Below are 16,237 nucleotides of genomic sequence, written 5' to 3'. Positions count from 1 at the left end.
ATGGACATGCTGATATTCGAAATCGGGCGTTACCTCATCGGCCGCGTGTGCACGCTTGATCGGCGGGTACGCGTATCGAGCCGGATGGCGGCACTCGCTGAGTTGGGCGCCGGAGCGCTGATACTGTCCGCGCAGGCGCTGATCGCAGCGCTACGTCGCACCCACCCCATACCATCGGATCTCTTGTAGTCATGCCCACACCACGACCCTCTTGAGTAAGTGTGTACTGCCTTGCTAGACAGGACAGTTCATAGTCTGTTTGGGTGAGTCATGACCAACGAGGCGACACCACACTCCGCCGAGCCACATCAGGTCGGGACCGGCCGCAGACTGAACTGGTTGCGCGCGGGGGTCTTGGGCGCAAACGACGGCATTGTGTCGACCGCAGGCATGGTGGTCGGTGTCGCGGCGGCCACCATTGAGCGGGCACCGATCTTCACCGCGGGACTAGCCGGTGTGGCTGCCGGCGCCGTCTCCATGGCGCTAGGTGAGTACGTCTCGGTGAGCACCCAGCGAGACACCGAACGAGCCCTTCTGAGCAAAGAGCGGCAGGAACTCAAGGACCTGCCCGCCGAAGAACTCGCCGAACTCACCTCGATATATGAATCAAAGGGCCTGGCGCCAACAACCGCCCGGCAAGTGGCAGTTGAGCTCACCACCCATGATGCCTTCGCAGCGCATGCTGACGCAGAGTTGGGAATCAACCCCCACGAATTGACCAACCCGTGGCATGCCGCCCTCTCGTCGGCCATCTCGTTCTTGACCGGCGCCATCTTGCCCATGGTGGCGATCCTCCTGCCGCCGGCGGCCTGGAGAATCCCCGTGACCGCAGTCGCGGTGTGCCTGGCTCTGATTGCGACGGGGTGGATCAGCGCCACCATCGGCCAGGCCAGTCGGACCCGGGCCATCCTGCGCGTCACGATTGGCGGGCTCGCGGCCATGGCCGTCACCTACCTGATCGGCACCCTAGTCGGGCACGCCATATCGTGAGATAGCCCGGGTACTGGCTAGCGCGCGTTGAACGCATCGACGGCGATCGGCAGTGTCACGAAGATCCGGTCCTCCCCTATTTTGGACAGCAACCCTGCCGCGGCCAGCGCGTCACGCAGGTCCTGTTTGACTCGTGCCATGGCGAAGACAATTCCGAGGTCGTCTAAGTCTTCCCGGAGTCGATCAAGTGCGTCGAGGGCGGTCAGATCCACATCGACATTCGCCTCCGCGCTGAGAATGAACCATTCGGCCAGTTCGGGTCCTGCGGCTACAGCCGCCATTGCACGCTTACGGAAATCCTCTGCGTTGGCAAAACACAAAGGCGCGTCGTATCTGTAGACCACGAGGCCGGGTACCGCATGCGCGCCGGGGTAATCATCAAGGTCATGCATTCCGGGCACTCCCGGCACAAAGCCCAGCACGCTGTCGTGCGGGTGAGCGACACGGCGAAGCAGGTCGAGAATCGACAAAGCCACAGCGGCAAGGATTCCGTACAGCACCCCTACCCCGAGAACGGCGAATGTTGTTGCCAAGGCGATTATTAACTCGCTGCGACGAAAGCGGGCGAACCTACGGTACTCGGGAACATCAACCAGCTTGATGGCGGCATACACCACGAGCGCCCCCAGGGCCGCGCGGGGAAAGTGCGCCAAGGTTCCGTGCGCGAACATCAGCACCATCAGGACCAGGGCGAGTGTGGTCAAGGAATGCAGTTGACTACGGCTTCCCACCGAGTCTCCCAGCGCGGTCCGGCTACCACTGGAGCTGACCGGAAAACCCTGAGTAAGACCGGATCCCAAGTTGCACAGCCCCAGCGTGCGTAGCTCCGCGTTGGCATCTATGTCTTCATTGCGGCGAACGGCGAATGCGCGTGCCGTCAAAATGTTGTCGGAGAACGCCACGATCGCGACACCTAACGCGGGCAGGACGAGGGCGCCCAGGCTATCGAGGCCCAGCGGAGGTACCCCGGGGTGCGGCAATCCCGCGGGGACTCCGCCGACGAGATCGATGCCGGAACCGTCAGATGGTATGAGCGCCACCGCCGTCGCTGCCATCAGCACCGTAATGAGCGGGCCTGGTGCTCGTGGCGCCCATCGTGCGAGCACGCCGAGCAGTGCGAGCACCGCTGTAGCGACGATGATGGTGGGCCAACGGATCTGCTCGACGTGATCGGAAAATGACCTGATTTGCTCGACAAACTCGTCACCAGAACTGGCCGTGCCTGTAATGGCACCGATCTGACTGCCCACCATCGTGATTCCCACGCCACCCATATAGCCAACAAGCACCGGGTGCGACAGCAGATTAGCGAGCAGACCAAGACGGGCCAGCCCTGCGATCAAACACACCACCCCGACGAGCAACGCCAGCGCAGCCGCTAGCGCCGCATATCGAGCGGCGTCACCAAAGGCCAAGGGAGCCAACACTGCCGCGGTCATCAACGCGGTGGTCGACTCCGGGCCGACGGACAGCTGCCGGGATGAACCGAGCATCGCATAGATCGCCAATGGGGCCAGCGCCGCCCACAACCCCGCCACCGGCGGCAGGCCAGCCAGCGTCGCGTACGCCATGACCTGTGGGACGAGGTACGCGGCCACCGTTATTCCGGCGAGGACATCTCCCCGCAGCCACCGTTTCTGGTACGTCCGCAGCTGCGCCAGATTCGATGCGTAGTTCATCCACCGCATGGTGAAGATCATGGTGCGTCAGCGGTTCTCACGCAGCTGAACGGACTGATGACCAAGGACCCAGCTGCGATGAGCACAACTCTCCTACCAGAAGACGCAGTGCGGTGCGACGCTCTGCGGTGTCACTACCAAAAGACAGGAACAACAATGGGCTCGTCGAAGACACCAGCATTCCGGATCGTGAAAACGACTCCGATGGAACGATTCAGCTGGCTGATCATGGGTGTGATTGTGTTGGCGACGGGCGTGCTGTTCTTGATGGACAAAACAGAACGTGCCTCCACGGTCGAGTTGGTGCTTCTCTGGGTATTGGTTCTCGCCGGAATCAAGATGACCATCATCGCGGCATTCGGCCGCTATCCGTTGCCCCGCTGGCTTAACTTTCTTGCCGCCAATCCGCCCAAATAGTCAGGGCAGCGGCACCGACCAAGAGACCTGGGTACCGCCGCCGTCCGGCTCGGCGATGGTGAGATTCCCTTGCAATGCCGCAGCCCGGGTACTGAGATTGCGCAGACCCCGGTGGGTAGCACCCTGCGGCATGCCTATCCCATTGTCCGCGACGTCAACGACGACATCGTCGCCGACCGCCACCAATACCGCCAATTCCGATGCATTCGCATGCCGGACGGCATTGCTTACGGCCTCGCGCAGCACCGCCTGGGTGTGTTCGGCGATATCCGTCGGGACGACATCGAGTGGCCCGTTCAGACGCACGGAGACTTGTAGCGAGGTGTCATCGGTCAGCTCGGCGACAATAGCGCGCAGGGCTGCACGGAGCGAAGGACCGTCGGTGGCGACGGTGTGCAAGTCAAAAATAGCGGTACGAATGTCTTGAATGACGTTGTGCAGCTGGTCGATGTGTTCGGCAAGCCGGGCAGCTACTCGCGGTGATTTGGCTGCCCGCCGGTGCGTTCCCTGCATGGCCAATCCGACAGCGAACAGCCGCTGGATGACGTGATCGTGGAGATCGCGGGCGATGCGGTCGCGGTCGCTCAGCATCTGTAGTTCATTCATCGTGGTGCGCGTCTGGGCTTGTTCGAGAGCGAGCGCCGCCTGATCGGCAAAAGACGCGGCGATCTCAAGTTGCCCCTCCCTGAAATGTGCACCGTCGGCCGGGCGGATCAGCAGGAGCACGCCGGTGGTGGAATCACGTCCACGGAGCGGCAATGCCATCGCAGGACCGAAGGCCACGTGTGCTCCTGCTGCGATATCGAATTCCAGCTGGGTCACTATGCGCGGCAATCGATCTCGAAAAGCAGCCCCGGATGTGGACCCCTTCAGCGGAATGCGTACTCCGCTAAGTTCCAGCCCAGAGGTGCCGGCACATACCGCCACTGTGAGCTCTCCGATATCGCCGTCATCATCGGGCTCGCAGGGCAGCGCGATCAAGGCGTAATCGGCGTCGACGAGAGCTGCGGCGCGGACGGCTATCAGCTGCAGCGCCTCGGCGGGCTCGACTCCGGCCAGCAGCTTTGATGTGACCTCTTCAATGGCCTGCAGCCAGCGCTGCCGCTGCCGGGCCTGTTCATAAAGACGAGCGTTCTCCACCGCGATTCCCGCCGCACCGGCCAGCGCCCGTACGACCACCTCGTCATCGGCACTGAATTCTTCGCCATTGCGTTTCTCGGTGAGGTACAGGCGCCCAAATACCTCGTCCCGCAACCGCACCGGTACGCCGAGAAAGGCGCGCATGGGCGGGTGATTGGGCGGGAACCCTATGGATGACGGGTGGTGCATGATGTCGCTGAGCCGAAGGGGTTTGGCCTCGTCGATGACCACTCCGAGGACGCCATGGCCAGTGGGCAGCGGGCCGATGAGTTCGCGGGTGGCATCATCGATGCCCTCATAGACGAACTGGGTGAGCATGCCGTCCTCCCCCAGGACGCCGAGTGCCCCGTACTGGGCATCCACGAGCTCAATGGCGGCTCGGACGATCTGCCGGAGTGTGACATCCAGTTCCAGCCCGGCACTGACCGCCATCACGGCATCCAGAAGCGCGTCGACCCGGCCCCTGGTCTCGGTGATGATGCGCTCAATTCGGCCCTGGACCTCCGCCAGCAGCTCGCTGAGCTGGATATGCGCGAGTTCCTTGGACACCGACTCGTCGGTACCCAACCGATCGGTCACCCAATGAGTATGGCGCAACCAGTCGATATCGGCTGGTCAAAGGTCAAGTCTTAACGTCCCGAGTATCGCTCTCCGGAAGCGGTTCGGTCGCCGGCGAGTTTGGTCACGAGCACTGCGGCCTGTGTGCGTCGTTCCAGGCCTAGCTTGGCCAGCAACCTCGACACATAGTTCTTCACCGTTTTGTCCGACAGGAACATCTCTCCCGCGATCTGGCGATTGGTGAGGCCTTGTCCTATCAGCTCCAGCAGAATCTGCTCCTGCGGCGTCAACGAGGCGACGGGCGAGGACTGCGTCGCCGCACGCAGTCGATCCATCAGGGCGGCTGCCGACCGGTTGTCCAGCAAGGACCGGCCAGAACCGACCGTCCGTATCGCGGACACCAGGTCCATGCCCTTGATGTCTTTGATGACGTATCCCCCCGCTCCGGCCAGGATCGCGTCCAGCATGGCTTGCTCATCAGTGAACGACGTCAGCATCAGGCAGTTCAGGGCAGGACACCGCGAACGTAGGTCCCGGCAGAGTTCGATCCCGTTTCCGTCGGGCAGCCGTATGTCGAGTACGGCGATATCGGGATTGAGCGCGGGGATCCGGGCCATCGCTTCAGCAACCGAACTGGCCTGTCCTATGACGACTAGGTCCTCTTCGTCGTCGATGAGATCGGCCACCCCGTATCGCACGATTTCGTGGTCATCCACCAGGAACACAGTGATCATCTCGTCTTGTCTTCTTCCCATCGCCAATCCCGGACCTCCGGCAGGTCTTCGCCGTGGGCACGTATCCACGCGTTGTGGCGGTCGTGCGTACGGAGCATCTCGTCCCTCAGTCCCTGGGCGTCTGCGCATTCCAGCAGGCCCGGTGTGCGCTCCACTACGTCGATCACCAGCTGGAATCGGTCCATCTTGTTCAGCACCAGCATGTCGAAGGGCGTGGTGGTGGTGCCCTCCTCCAGGTAGCCGCGAACATGCAGATTCGCGTGCCCCGCCCGACGGTAGGTGAGCCGGTGGATGAGCGCCGGGTATCCATGGAACGCGAAGATCACAGGACGATCCGCGGTGAACAGCGTGTCGTAGTCGACGTCGGACATGCCATGCGGGTGCTGGCTATCGGGCTGCAGACGAAACAGATCAACGACATTGACTACCCGGATCTTCAACTGCGGCAAATGCGTTCGCAGTATCGACACTGCCGCCAGTACCTCGATGGTGGGCACGTCACCGGCACAAGCGAGAACAACATCCGGGACAGCTCCGGCGTCACTGCTGGCCCATTCGAAAATATCGGCACCGCGTGCGCAATGCAGCGCTGCCTGTTCGGGATTAAGCCATACCGGCGTGTAGTTCTTGCCGGCAACAATGACATTGATGTAGTCGCGGCTGGCCAGGCAATGCGCGGCAACCGACAGCAAGGTGTTGGCATCCGGCGGCAGGTAGATGCGCGCCACTTCGGCGCGCTTGTTCGCGATGTTGTCGATGAAACCCGGATCCTGGTGGGAGAAACCGTTATGGTCCTGACGCCACACATGCGACGTCAGTAGATAATTCAGCGACGCGACGGGGCGGCGCCATGGTAGTTGCCTGCTGATCTTGAGCCATTTAGCGTGCTGGTTCACCATTGAATCCACAATGTGGGCGAACGCCTCGTAGCAGGAGAACAGGCCATGGCGGCCCGTGAGCAGGTAGCCCTCCAGCCATCCTTGGCACAGGTGCTCGGATAGGACCTCAAGAACCCGGCCGTCTCGCGCCAGGTGCTGATCGCCGGGGAAAATCGTTGCGCTCCACTGCTTATCGGTGACGTCATAGACGTCTCCGAGCTTGTTCGACTCGGTTTCGTCCGGCCCGAAAAGGCGGAAGTTCCTTCGGTCGGCGTTGCGGACCAACAATTCTCGGAGATAGCGTCCCAGCACCCTGGTCGGCGATGCGTCCACTGCGCCCGGCCGGCCGGTCACCACACCGAAGGTTGCCGGATCTGGCAGCGCCAGCGGCGTCAAGAGCGTGCCACCGTTGGCATGCGGGTTCGACCCCATGCGTCGTTGCCCAGAGGGAATAAGCCGTGTCACAAGCTCATTCGGCGCTCCTGCTTCGTCGAAGAGCTCTTCAGGGCGGTAGGACCGCAGCCAGTGGGCAAGTTGGGCCCGATGTGTTGGGTTCTCGCGCACATTGGCGATGGGTACCTGGTGTGATCGCCATGTGCCCTCGACCTGATGTCCGTCGACTACCACTGGGCCTGTCCAGCCTTTGGGGGTGCGCAGGACGATCATGGGCCAGAAAGCGCGATGCAGAACCGGTACCTGGCATCGGGACAACGCCTGAAAGTCGCGGATCTCCATGATCGCCCGGTCCAGTGCGGCGGCCATCTGTTGGTGCATGTCTTCGGGTTCATGGCCGGAGACATAGATGGGGGTGTAGCCATATCCCCGTAGCAGGCTGTCGAGTTCTTCGTCCGTGATTCTCGACAGCACGGTGGGGTTGGCGATCTTGTAGCCGTTGAGGTGAAGGATCGGTAGGACCGCACCGTCGGTCGCCGCGCTGAGGAATTTGTTGGCGTGCCAGCTGGCGGCCAGTGGCCCGGTCTCGGCTTCGCCATCGCCGACGACGCAGACTGCGACCAGATCCGGGTTGTCCAGTACGGCGCCGTATGCATGGGCCAGGCTGTACCCCAGTTCGCCGCCCTCGTGGATGGATCCAGGCACCTGCGGCGCTACGTGGCTGGGCACACCGCCAGGAAATGAGAACTCCTGAAACAGTTTCCGCATACCACGCCCGTCACGGGGGACATCCGGACGGATATCGCTATAACTGCCCTCGAGCCACGTATTCGCGAACAGGGCAGGCCCACCATGCCCAGGCCCGGTGACGTACATCGCGTTCACATCGTGGGCGATGATGGCCCGATTCATATGGGCGTAGATGAAATTCAGCCCCGGTGAGGTCCCCCAGTGCCCCAGCAGACGCGGCTTGATGTGCTCGGGCTGCAAGGGCACCGTGAGCAGCGGATTGTCCATTAAGTAGATCTGGCCGGCCGTGAGGTAGTTCGCGGCCCGCCACTGCGCATCAACTGCCTCAAGCTGATCGGCAGACAGGGTGCCCGGGTGATGGTGCGCGGTGCCTGGCGTTGCGGTGCTCATCGCTTATCGTCTGCTGCATGTGGGCGAGCGACTAGCACCGGGCAAGGAGCCTGGTGGATGAGAGCATGGCTGGTGGAGCCGAGAAAGAAGCCCGCGACGTCGCCGCGTCCGCGGCTGCCGACCACGAGCAGCTGTGCATGCCGGGCCCGGTGCAGCAGGATATCGGCGGGGTTGCCCATCGCGACTACCCGGCGCACGCCGACGTCTGGGTATTTTTCCTGCCAGCCCGCCAGTCGCTCGGCCAGTACTTCGGCCTGCTGTTGCTCGGCGATATCCCAATCCATCGCACTCCAGGCGGTGTATGCGTACACGTAGCTCGGTGGTACGTCACCTCCGGCATGCACGGCCACCAGCTCAGCGTCACGCATCGACGCTTCCTCGAAAGCCCACGCGATGGCTTCTTCGCTTGAGGGAGATCCGCTGACACCGACGACAACCGGACCCGCCGGCGGAGTCCCCGACTCGCGAACGACCGCGACGGGGCTGTGTCCCCTCGCGGTCAATGAGACCGACACCGACCCGGCCATCATCCCGGTGAATCGGCCAAGCCCGCTGGAGCCGACCACGGTGATGAATGCATCCTTGGACAGCTCGACAAGCGTGGGCACAGGCTGAGCTGTCACCTTGGCGGCGGCCACTTCCAGATTGGGGTGCAGCGCCAGGACGTGCTCTTTGGCCCGGTCCAGAAACTTGACGCCGTCGGTGTCCAGGTGGTCGTAGAAGCTCGTCGACGCCGATAGATTGAAGCCATAACCGAAGCTGCCGTAATCGACAGCATGCACAAGCCGAAGGGGCAGATTGCGCCGTTCTGCCTCGTCCCCCGCCCATGTGAGTGCGTGCAGAGCGGACGCAGATCCATCAATGCCCACCAAAATGTATGGACGTGGTGTGGTGTTCATGGTGTCCTCCGAGTTGGTAGGTACCAGTGGCTGGTAAGGACAACGCTATGGATCGGCCCTGTGGTCTTCCACGGTCAAAGGTCCCGTACCGCCGGGTATCACGTCCCCGATCAGCGAGGCAGTACGGCTGTTCGGTCCTAATGCACCATCAAGCCGGGACCAATTGCTCTCATCTGCGGGGCCGCCTCGGGTTGATGCTTGGTGCAGGGCGGCCGAGGCGGAGGTATCGCTATGACGCAGGTAGTGCTAGACCGCGATGTGGTCGTCAAGGCAATCCAGGCGGCGTGCCGGGCGCCATCGATCCACAACAGTCAGCCATGGCGATGGGTCCTCGATGATGAACTCAAACTCTTTCTCGACGTGAATCGCCTACTACGCGTGGACCCCTCACAGCGGGAAGCCTTGATCAGTTGCGGTGCCGTATTGGATCACTTTCGGGTGGCCTCAGCCGCCCTCGGCTGGTTAGTGCGCCCTGAATACTTTCCGAACCCCAATGACCGTACCCATTTGGCGACAATCAATTTCACCAAGATGCAGTACGTCACGGATGCACATCGCGATCGCTTACATGCCCTGGAGCGTCGCTATACCGATCGACTCCCCTTTCTGCCGCCGCGCCGGTGGTCGGTGACCGAGCAGCTGCTCCGGCAGGCGGTCAGTGATCGTGCCTTCCTCGATGTCCTCGCCGACGGGGCCCGTCCTCGCGTCGTGGAGGCAGCTCAGCTCAGCGAAGGCCTTCGCCAATACGATTCGGCGTATCAGTCCGAGATCGACTGGTGGACTGCGCCCTTCAAGCTCTCCGAGGGAATCCCGGACAGCTCTTTGCCTTCCGAGGAAGAGCGGAATCGGGTGGATATCGGGCGCGATTTTCCTTTCGCTCGGCACCGCGAACGTCGTGCCGCTGTGCCGAAGGATAAGGCAACTCTGGTCGTGCTCTCGACCGGTGATGACTCTGCGCAGGATTTCGTGCGATGCGGTGAAGCCTTGTCAGCCTTGCTGATTGAAGCAACGGTCGCCGGTTTAGCGACATGCACCCTGACCCACGTCACCGAACTTACCGCCAGCCGCCAGATCATCGAAGGTATCACTGACCGCGACTATCCGCAGGCGGTGGTTCGGATCGGCGCGACGCCACCGCTGGATCCGATACCGGCTCCCACGCCGCGGCGTCCGCTGTCTGCTGTCATCGAATTCGCGGGTAAATAGCCTATGCGCCGCACGCTGCGGCGTCGGAACTAAGGAACAAGCACGGCCGCGCCGGTGATCCGGCCGGCGGCAAGATCGGACAGAGCACGGTCCGCATCTTGCAGGTCATATTGCGGGCCCGCCAGATGGAGGCGATGTGTCGTGGAGAAGTCCAGGAATGCCCGCGCGTCAGCCCGGGTGTTGGCCGTGACCGATCGAATCTGCCTCTCCTGGAACAGGTGCCGTTGATAGTTCAACGGGGGAATGTCTGTGAGATGGATGCCGGCGATAGCCAGCGTGCCTCCCCTGTCGAGCGCCGCCAACGCGGGGCGCACCAACTCGCCGACAGGGGCAAACAGTATCGCAGCGTCCAGCGCAGCGGGAGGCGCATCGGCAGGCCCCTGCGCCGAGCTAGCACCAAGTTCGAGGGCAAGTAGTTGGGCATCTTTCCCGCGGGTCATGACGTGCACCTCGGCGCCCTGGGCCAGGGCGACCTGCGCGGTGATGTGCGCGCTGCCGCCAAAGCCGTACAGGCCCAAACGCCCGCCCGCCGGCAACTCTGCACGCTGTAGTGAGCGGTAACCAATGATGCCAGCGCACAACAGCGGGGCAAGCTCGGCGTCGGTATATCCCGCGGGCAGCGCCAACGCATAGGCGGCTGGTATCACCGCGAACTCGGCGTACCCACCGTCAGCGTCCCAACCTGTGTATAAAGATCCGGGACATAGGTTTTCCTTGCCGCGTTGGCAGTATCTGCACACGCCGCACGTATGCCTAAGCCATGGCACGCCGATTCGATCGCCTATCGTGAAATCGGTGTCGGCCTGCTCGCCCAGTCCAACGACCTCGCCGACGATCTCATGTCCAGGCACAACGTTGGGCCTGCGCGGCACCAGATCACCCTCGGCGACATGAAGATCGGTGCGGCACACCCCACAGGCAAGCACCCGCACCAACAATTCGCCCGGATCAGGCTCGGGCACTTGCAAGCGGACCCGACGCAGGGGCCCGTTCACGATAGGCCCCGGCCGCTGTACCTGCCAGGCCAGCATCTCTGTGTCCATGGCCGCCTTCTTCCCCTGTGCTCGCAAATGAGCTTACGAGCTCAATGGTCGCTTTTCCGGCGACCCCCGCGATCCACCAGAGCATTGAAGTCCGAATCCCAGCGCGCATACCGAAGTCGACAGATGCGCCGAAGCGCCAACCCGACCGCACCGACGACAAGAGCCGTGACAGCAGTCCACAGCAGGACCGCGGCGGCTATGGCGTCAGCGGCAGCGTCCGCTCGAGACGCCGGTGCCGACACGCTGCGACCATCCGGATCAATCCAGATCGTGAACCTGTCTCCAGTATTGAGATCTTTTCCATAGCGGATGGTTTCGCGATGTTGCACACCTCCGATGCTCCACTGCGCCGGTACCAGAACAGCGGAGCTGTACCGGGGAGCGACCGCATGACTATCCCCGGTTGCCACCGCCTGCACCTGGTGGCGTGAATGCACTTGCTCATTGCTGGTTCTGCTTCCGGCGTCGTACAGAGCTGTGCCGACCGCTCCCGCCGTCGACAACATCACCAACGCCAAGAGTAAACCCGCCAGCTGGACTGCGGCCGCAACCCGATCGCAGCCCCGCACCAAAGGATGGCGCCGAAACAATCTGGTAAGCAGCACCTGCAGGTAGCCAAACGCTAAGACATTCATGACATCTCCTAGGCTGAGCATCGGCTGTAACCATCTGATCGTCGCATCGGATGCGTCCGCGCTGCAGAGACCGCAGCCTCCACGTGACCAGGTCATTGGTCACGGTGCTCATCAGCCCTATGGCACGGCGGGGCGTAAACCATCGGCAGGGAACCGGGGACTTATTACTCCGCCTTGTGACCGAAATCGGTCCTAGCGTCAGTTCAGCCGATCAACGGGCCGGCGAACCGCGTTCGATCACCCAAAGGAGTGATTGCAATGACCGATACCGACCGGCACGGCCCGGTAGTTGTTGGCATCGACGGCTCGCGCGCCGCTGTTCACGCGGCCGAATGGGCCACAGATGAGGCAATCAGCCGAGATGTGCCGCTGTGCTTGGTTCATGTGACCAGGCCCGTGGTCACCGCCAAATCTTTCGTGGACCAGTACAACATCGACAAGGAGTATGCAGAAACATCACTGCGTGATGCGGCGGCCGCCGTCAAGGCGACCCGCAAGCCCGTCAAGGTCGATTGCGTGATCCGTCATGGGCTGGCCTCGGATGCCTTGGCCGCAGAATCACGAACCGCCAGTCTCGTGTGCGTTGGCTCCGAGGGATTCGGGCGATTGGCGAGTGCCTTTTGGGGCTCCACCGCAACTGAAATCGCTAAGCGAGCGCATTGCCCCGTCGCGATAGTCCATCGACCGGTCTTTGTCGCGCACGGACTTCCCGTGTGGATCGCTGTGGCTGTCAACGGTCCTCAAGACACGGACACCGTCATCGACCACGCGGTGCAGGAAGCACGACTGCGCCATCTTCCGATTCTTGCGGTGGGTACCTGGCAAGAAGACATGGGCGAATCGCCCTACGACGAACTCGATCGCCGTGTGGCCGGTCTGCGTGAACGTTATCCGGACGTCCACATGTACCCGGTTGCAGCGCGTTCCGATATCGGCCATTTTCTCGCCGCCTGTGATGAACCGATCCAACTGGCAGTAGTGGGACGCGCTGATATCCCACATGTCATCCGTATGCGGCCTTCAGCAGAGCACGGCGACCGCACAATCCTGATCGTTCGCAACTAACAAACTCATGATGACGAACGGGGCTGAAACAAAATGATGTCCGAGAACTATCACGCGGGGATCGTGGTCGGGGTCGATGGATCGGCCTGCGCCGATGCGGCGGTTCGTTGGGCCGCACAAGAATCGAGCATGCGCAACGAACCGCTGACCCTCATCAGCGCCTTCGACATCGAGCAAACCCATGTCTACGACCAGCAGCTACGTGAACGGATCTATCAATCACGCGAACGGCAAGCACAATTGGTGCTGGAAAACGCGCAGCGCATTGCTGAAGAGGTCGCCGGGCACCCGTTGCCCGCCGCGCGCCGCCGAGTGGTCTTCGGGCATCCGGTATCGGCGCTCGTAGACGCGGCACAAGAATCACGCGTGCTCGTCGTCGGCAGCCGAGGCCAGCGCGCCCTCGACCGTCTGTTGCTGGGCTCGGTCAGCACCGCTGTTCTGCACCATGCACGTTGCCCCGTCGCGGTGATCCACAACGAGACAACACGCGACAACCACGCGCCTGTCCTGCTCGGTATCGACGGCTCACCGACATCAGAGAACGCGACGGCCATCGCCTTCGACGAAGCTTCACATCGGAAGGTTGCGCTTATCGCCGTGCACGCCTGGCATATGCCCAACTTCTTCGAACCGGCATTTGACCTGCGTGCTACCGAAAATCAAGAGAGACAAACTCTCGCCGAGAGACTGGCAGGATGGCAAGAACGCTACCCCGACGTGAAGGTCGACCGCCGTGTCGTGTGTGACTACCCCGGCCCGTACCTTATCGCCGAGTCCGCGCACACCCAGCTTGTCGTTGTCGGCAGTCACGGCCGCGGAGGCTTCGCCGGAATGCTGCTCGGCGCAGTCAGTTCTGCCGTCGCGCAAGCCTCCCGAGTACCCGTCATCGTGGCGCGGCGACCATGAACGTCACCGTCGCTGATCCTGAGCAGAAGATTGGCAAGAGCTTTGACGGTGCGGCGATCACCGTCAGAAAACTCAATCGTGACGATATCCGCTCGGTCACCTTTCTTCATTCCGGGCTCAACGACCGAGACCGCTACCTGAGGTTCTTCACCACCCGTCCCAAAGACGTTGCAGCGATATCTGAATCACTGACTCAGCAGTCTAGGCAACAACTGTCAATAGGAGCCTTCGAGCATGGACGATTGGTTGGTATTGCACACTACGTCGTCAATCGAGACGGGCGTACCGCCGAAGTTGCCATCCTCGTCGCCCGTGACGACCATCAGCGGGGTGTGGGCACAATGCTCCTCAAGTGCCTCACCGAGTCCGCCATCAGGAACGGGATCAAACGGTTCACCGCCGACGTCCTCGCAGAAAACCACACGCTCGTAGTGATGCTGCGTGAACTAGAACTGCCACACAAAATCGACCATACTGATCGCGAGGTACTTCACCTCGTTGTCGAACTAAGCCCCCTCGAAAACATGCTGAAACCGACTTGCGCTGAGGTACAACCGGGTTGAAGGTGGCTAGGCATCGGCCAGATGCGACTACGTCCACACTTCGAGGAATCGGGCTTGATATCTGTCGTACGCCCCCAGATCTGTGAACCTCGCCGTGATCTATGTGGGGCGTGCGCGACTGGGCTGAGCGCAGATGGTTGGTACATTGGTTAGCGGAACTTGTTGCAGCCGAACTAGTTTGGATTGGGTACCGCGAGGCCTGTGAATACCGAAAAGAGGTCCTGGTAGCGAGCTCCCATGACCCGGACAAGTACATCGAGAACCTTGGCATCGGGCCCGACGAGCACACGAGGCTTCTTCTTGCGCACAGCGGTCAGAATGATCCGTGCGGCTGCCTCGGGGCTGGTGTTCGCCAGATACTTGTCAAACACGGCGGCCGCCGCCTGCACATCGATACCCTCGACGGCGGTGGCGTTGCGGGCGATGGCAGTCTTGATACCACCGGGGTGTACGCAGGTAACGGCGACCGGCTTCTTGCCGATGATCATCTCCTGGCGCAGCGACTCGGTGAACCCGCGCACCGCGAACTTGGCGGCGTTGTAGGCGCTCTGGCCAGGCAGGGACAGCAGGCCGAACAGGCTGGAGACGTTGATGACGTGGCCGTCGCCGGAGGCGATCAGGTGCGGCAGAAATGCTTTGGTGCCGTGGACGACACCCCAGAAGTCGACGTCGATGATGCGCTCGATGTCCTTAAACGGGCTCTCGCCAACGTCACCCGCATAGGCGATGCCGGCGTTGTTGAACATCTGGTTGACCTTGCCGAACTGTTCCTTGACGGAGTCCGCGTAGAGCAGGAAGGCCTCGCGCTCAATGACATTGAGGCGATCCGCGCGGACCTCGGCGCCGAAGGCTTTGACCTGGCGTTCGGTCTCGGCGAGCCCCTCGGTGTCCACATCGCTGATGGCCACTGTGGCGCCCGCGCGGGCCAGCCCGATCGCCACAGCGCGCCCGATGCCCGAACCTGCGCCGGTGACCACGGCCACCTTGCCGCGAAAGCCTTCCATTTCTGCCTCCCTATTGCGCTGGGCGTCAAACAGTCTCAATGCGGCGCGTCGTGGCTTCGTGTCCTAGTGCCGCAATTTTCTCGCTATCTCGCGGGCTTTTGCCTTGCGGAGGTAGGCGAAATGAGCCTTGACCGCGGGGAGCCCGAGATTGGGGTTGACGACATACGCAACCATGCTGATATTGCGGCTGAGGTTCAGAAGTCCCCTGAAGAAGAACAGTCGGGCCTTACGGGCGATGCCCTCCTGCGCCCCGTGCTCCCTGTAGTACGTCGTCTCATCACCACCGAAGCTATCAGCCGGAGCGGCTGTGTAGTAGAAAAGCGCCAGCGATTGTCGCCATGAACCTTCGGTAACGGGGACCGGGAATCCGTGCACCGACTGGTCATCGGTGCGAAAGATCAGGGCCCTGCCCCAGATGGGAACGACCGTCTGAACGGCCCGGCCCTCCGGATCGTAGAGCGAGAGGCAACCCCCATCGTTCAGTGACCAGCTGTCATTCAAATACACGATAACGTTGATGCGGCGGTAGAGGTTTAGCGCGCGAAGGTAGTGGAAGTCGGTGTGGGGAGTCAGGACGCCGCCCGAGCCGCTGAGGTGAATGCCACCCCCAAACAGATAGGGATCGGGGAGCAACTGCCGGATGCCGGTGATTTTTTCGAGCACGCTCAGGAAGCGCGGTTCGTTGAGTTCTCTGATGACCGCCTTGAACGGTTCCGGGATGAGATCAATTTCCGCGCAGAACCGTTTGTTCCGAATGTATCCGTCGTCCCATTGGTTCCACCAGGGCCAAGAAATACCGGGAAAGGCATCGGCGGCCTCCGAGGACAAACGGAGAAAATCGTCGACCACCAGGTGCGGAAATGGCTCCGCGGTGTGGAATTGGCGGCTCAGGTCTGACGCGTCGCGCTCAAGTTTTTCGACTCTGACAACGGAATCTGTCTTTTCGATTTGCATCAGATATCTGCTCCTCGTGCCAGACCATGCGGA

Annotated in this window: 16 protein-coding genes; 7 read left to right on the top strand and 9 right to left on the bottom strand. The window is 61.9% G+C overall.

Annotated elements, in window-relative coordinates:
* Entirely contained in the window at window positions 1-189 is a 189-nt protein-coding gene (locus tag B4400_RS16665) for a hypothetical protein (protein WP_078312538.1), read from the top strand.
* 81 nt (window positions 190-270) lie between these two features.
* Window positions 271-990 (top strand): VIT1/CCC1 transporter family protein, encoded by a 720-nt coding sequence (locus tag B4400_RS16660; RefSeq protein ID WP_078312537.1) that lies wholly within the window; start codon window positions 271-273, stop codon window positions 988-990.
* A 17-nt stretch (window positions 991-1,007) separates the two neighbouring features.
* Here the strand turns inward: B4400_RS16660 and B4400_RS16655 are convergent, their stop codons facing one another.
* Window positions 1,008-2,690, bottom strand: a complete 1,683-nt coding sequence (locus tag B4400_RS16655) for a sulfate permease (protein WP_078312536.1) — start codon at window positions 2,688-2,690, stop codon at window positions 1,008-1,010.
* A gap of 168 nt (window positions 2,691-2,858) precedes the next feature.
* On the opposite strand from B4400_RS16655, the gene B4400_RS16650 reads away from it, so the two are divergent.
* Window positions 2,859-3,086, top strand: a complete 228-nt coding sequence (locus B4400_RS16650) for a hypothetical protein (protein ID WP_139360426.1) — start codon at window positions 2,859-2,861, stop codon at window positions 3,084-3,086.
* Here B4400_RS16650 and B4400_RS16645 read toward each other — a convergent pair whose 3' ends face one another.
* Genes B4400_RS16645 through B4400_RS16630 form a run of 4 tightly spaced genes read right to left on the bottom strand, consistent with a single transcriptional unit; the run spans window position 3,087 to window position 8,828 of the window.
* Window positions 3,087-4,805, bottom strand: coding sequence for a sensor histidine kinase (locus tag B4400_RS16645; protein WP_078312534.1), 1,719 nt, complete (start codon window positions 4,803-4,805; stop codon window positions 3,087-3,089).
* A 50-nt stretch (window positions 4,806-4,855) separates the two neighbouring features.
* Window positions 4,856-5,518, bottom strand: a complete 663-nt coding sequence (locus B4400_RS16640) for a response regulator (RefSeq protein WP_078316475.1) — start codon at window positions 5,516-5,518, stop codon at window positions 4,856-4,858.
* Window positions 5,515-7,929 carry a phosphoketolase family protein gene (locus tag B4400_RS16635; RefSeq protein ID WP_078312532.1) on the bottom strand — a complete coding sequence of 805 codons (2,415 nt, stop codon included), beginning with the start codon at window positions 7,927-7,929 and terminating at the stop codon, window positions 5,515-5,517. The genes B4400_RS16640 and B4400_RS16635 overlap by 4 nt, the downstream gene beginning before the upstream one ends.
* Window positions 7,926-8,828, bottom strand: coding sequence for a universal stress protein (locus B4400_RS16630; RefSeq protein WP_078312531.1), 903 nt, complete (start codon window positions 8,826-8,828; stop codon window positions 7,926-7,928). Before B4400_RS16630 ends, B4400_RS16635 begins: the two co-directional genes overlap by 4 nt.
* Before the next feature lie 231 nt (window positions 8,829-9,059).
* On the opposite strand from B4400_RS16630, the gene B4400_RS16625 reads away from it, so the two are divergent.
* Window positions 9,060-10,034 carry an Acg family FMN-binding oxidoreductase gene (locus B4400_RS16625; RefSeq protein ID WP_078312530.1) on the top strand — a complete coding sequence of 325 codons (975 nt, stop codon included), beginning with the start codon at window positions 9,060-9,062 and terminating at the stop codon, window positions 10,032-10,034.
* A gap of 29 nt (window positions 10,035-10,063) precedes the next feature.
* Here B4400_RS16625 and B4400_RS16620 read toward each other — a convergent pair whose 3' ends face one another.
* Window positions 10,064-11,065 (bottom strand): zinc-binding alcohol dehydrogenase family protein, encoded by a 1,002-nt coding sequence (locus B4400_RS16620; RefSeq protein ID WP_078312563.1) that lies wholly within the window; start codon window positions 11,063-11,065, stop codon window positions 10,064-10,066.
* Window positions 11,066-11,118: 53 nt separating this feature from the next.
* Window positions 11,119-11,712, bottom strand: coding sequence for an Rv1733c family protein (locus tag B4400_RS16615; protein WP_078312529.1), 594 nt, complete (start codon window positions 11,710-11,712; stop codon window positions 11,119-11,121).
* A gap of 258 nt (window positions 11,713-11,970) precedes the next feature.
* On the opposite strand from B4400_RS16615, the gene B4400_RS16610 reads away from it, so the two are divergent.
* The 3 genes from B4400_RS16610 to B4400_RS16600 are packed head-to-tail and all read left to right on the top strand — an operon-like array spanning window position 11,971 to window position 14,246.
* Entirely contained in the window at window positions 11,971-12,777 is an 807-nt protein-coding gene (locus B4400_RS16610) for a universal stress protein (protein WP_078312528.1), read from the top strand.
* A gap of 33 nt (window positions 12,778-12,810) precedes the next feature.
* Window positions 12,811-13,683 carry a universal stress protein gene (locus tag B4400_RS16605; RefSeq protein ID WP_502688408.1) on the top strand — a complete coding sequence of 291 codons (873 nt, stop codon included), beginning with the start codon at window positions 12,811-12,813 and terminating at the stop codon, window positions 13,681-13,683.
* Window positions 13,680-14,246, top strand: a complete 567-nt coding sequence (locus B4400_RS16600; RefSeq protein ID WP_078312527.1) for a GNAT family N-acetyltransferase — start codon at window positions 13,680-13,682, stop codon at window positions 14,244-14,246. The genes B4400_RS16605 and B4400_RS16600 overlap by 4 nt, the downstream gene beginning before the upstream one ends.
* A gap of 173 nt (window positions 14,247-14,419) precedes the next feature.
* On the opposite strand, the gene B4400_RS16595 is transcribed toward B4400_RS16600, so the two are convergent.
* Entirely contained in the window at window positions 14,420-15,250 is an 831-nt protein-coding gene (locus B4400_RS16595) for an SDR family NAD(P)-dependent oxidoreductase (protein ID WP_078312526.1), read from the bottom strand.
* 63 nt (window positions 15,251-15,313) lie between these two features.
* Window positions 15,314-16,204, bottom strand: coding sequence for a 2OG-Fe(II) oxygenase (locus B4400_RS16590; protein ID WP_078312525.1), 891 nt, complete (start codon window positions 16,202-16,204; stop codon window positions 15,314-15,316).
* Between the last annotated feature and the right edge of the window lie 33 nt (window positions 16,205-16,237).

Source organism: Mycobacterium sp. D16Q13 (genome assembly GCF_002013375.1).
Taxonomy (GTDB): domain Bacteria; phylum Actinomycetota; class Actinomycetes; order Mycobacteriales; family Mycobacteriaceae; genus Mycobacterium.
Note: the sequence above shows the minus strand (reverse complement) of the source record. Positions and strands in the feature narration are given on the sequence as shown.